Annotated in this window: 1 protein-coding gene; it reads left to right on the forward strand. The window is 68.1% G+C overall.

What is annotated here, in order from left to right; translation table 11 throughout:
- The first annotated feature begins 60 nt into the window (after positions 1-60).
- The gene (locus ABD329_RS47700; RefSeq protein ID WP_198282344.1) at positions 61-1,518 is read left to right on the forward strand and encodes an NF041680 family putative transposase; all 1,458 of its coding nucleotides are present in this window, start codon (positions 61-63) and stop codon (positions 1,516-1,518) included.
- Positions 1,519-1,532: the final 14 nt, after the last annotated feature.

The following is a 1,532-nucleotide window of genomic DNA, read 5'->3' on the forward strand; positions in this document are numbered from 1 at the left end:
CTTCGTCTGAACATGTGCTCCGACCAAGGAACACACACGTCCAGCACGAAGGCCGTGAGGATGAGTCTGCTGCATCACGATGCCCGGCGGGAGCCGCTGGCGGAACTGTCATGCTTCCGGGGCGAGTTCTACTCCTGTCTCACCGCTCGTTCGGACGCGTTGTTCGAGCTGGCCGATGCCGTTCTGTGCGGCGATGGGCCGGTGAAGTCGCTGGCCGAGCTGTCACTGGTGGGTGAATACCGCCGCGGTCACGGCGGGCTCTACGCCGCGGTGGCACGCGGACGCATCGACGCTGACCGGCTGCGGTGGGCACTCGCGGCGGTGCCACTGCCACGGGCTGCCAACGGCCAGCTCGTCCTGGCCATCGACATCACCTGCTGGCTCAGGCCCGACGCCCACACCTCACCGCAACGGATCCTGTGTCACACCTACGGCCGGGGCAAGGACCAGCACATCCCGGTCCCCGGCTGGCCCTACTCGATCATCTGCGCACTCGAACCCGGTCGCAGCTCGTGGACTGCACCCTTGGACGCACTGCGTCTGGCACCCGGGGACGACACTGCCACCGTCACCGCCCGGCAGCTGCGCGATCTGCTGAAGCGACTGATCACTGCAGGGCAGTGGCGCACGGGTGACCCGGACATCCTCATCGTCGCGGACGCCGGATACGACGCGTCCCGTCTGGCATTCCTGCTGGGGGACCTGCCCGTGCAGGTGCTGGCCCGGATGCGCTCGGACCGTGTCTTGCGCAGGCCCGCCCCGCCCCGACAACCACACGCCCTGGGCCGGCCACCGCGGCACGGAGGCGAGTTTGTTTTCGGGCAGCCCGATACCTGGGGCAAGCCCGACACCGAAACCGTCACCGACACACGCCTCTATGGCGCCGCCACCGCCCGCTCCTGGAACCGGCTGCACCCCAAGCTGACCCACCGCTCATCCTGGGAGGCAGCAGACGGCACCCTTCCCATCGTCGAGGGAACGGTGATCCGTCTGGACATCGATCACCTGCCCAGTGGGGCAACACCGAAGCCGGTCTGGCTGTGGTGGTCGGGCACCGACGCCTGCTCTGCCGACGTCGACCGCCTCTGGCAGGCATACCTGCGGCGCTTCGATATCGAGCACACTTTCCGCCTGTTCAAGCAGACTCTCGGCTGGACCTCTCCGAAGATCCGCACCCCCGAGGCGGCGGACCGGTGGACCTGGCTGGTCCTCGCTGCCTACACCCAGCTCCGGCTCGCCCGCCCGCTCGCAGCCGACCTTCGTCGCCCCTGGGAGAAACCAAGCTCCCCGGACAAGCTCACTCCCGCCCGCGTCCGCCGGGACTTCCGGCACATCCGCCCCCAAGCCAGCTGCCCGGCCAGAGCACCGAAATCCTCACGCCCCGGCCCCGGACGACCACCGGGCCGCAAAAACACCCGGCCCACACCACGCCACGACGTGCACACACCCCGCAAAACGAAGCCAGCGAAACGGCAAACGAACAAAACGTCCAACCCACGGCCCCGCCGCACAGGTTAAAGATCAAGCTAGGG

The sequence above is a fragment of the Streptomyces javensis genome (assembly GCF_039525925.1).
Taxonomy (GTDB): Bacteria; Actinomycetota; Actinomycetes; order Streptomycetales; family Streptomycetaceae; genus Streptomyces; species Streptomyces asiaticus.

What these genes read in the sequence shown, in the direction of transcription:
- ABD329_RS47700 (WP_198282344.1), top strand. Translation starts at nt 61, where the DNA reads ATGAGTCTGCTGCATCACGATGCCCGGCGGGAGCCGCTGGCGGAACTG.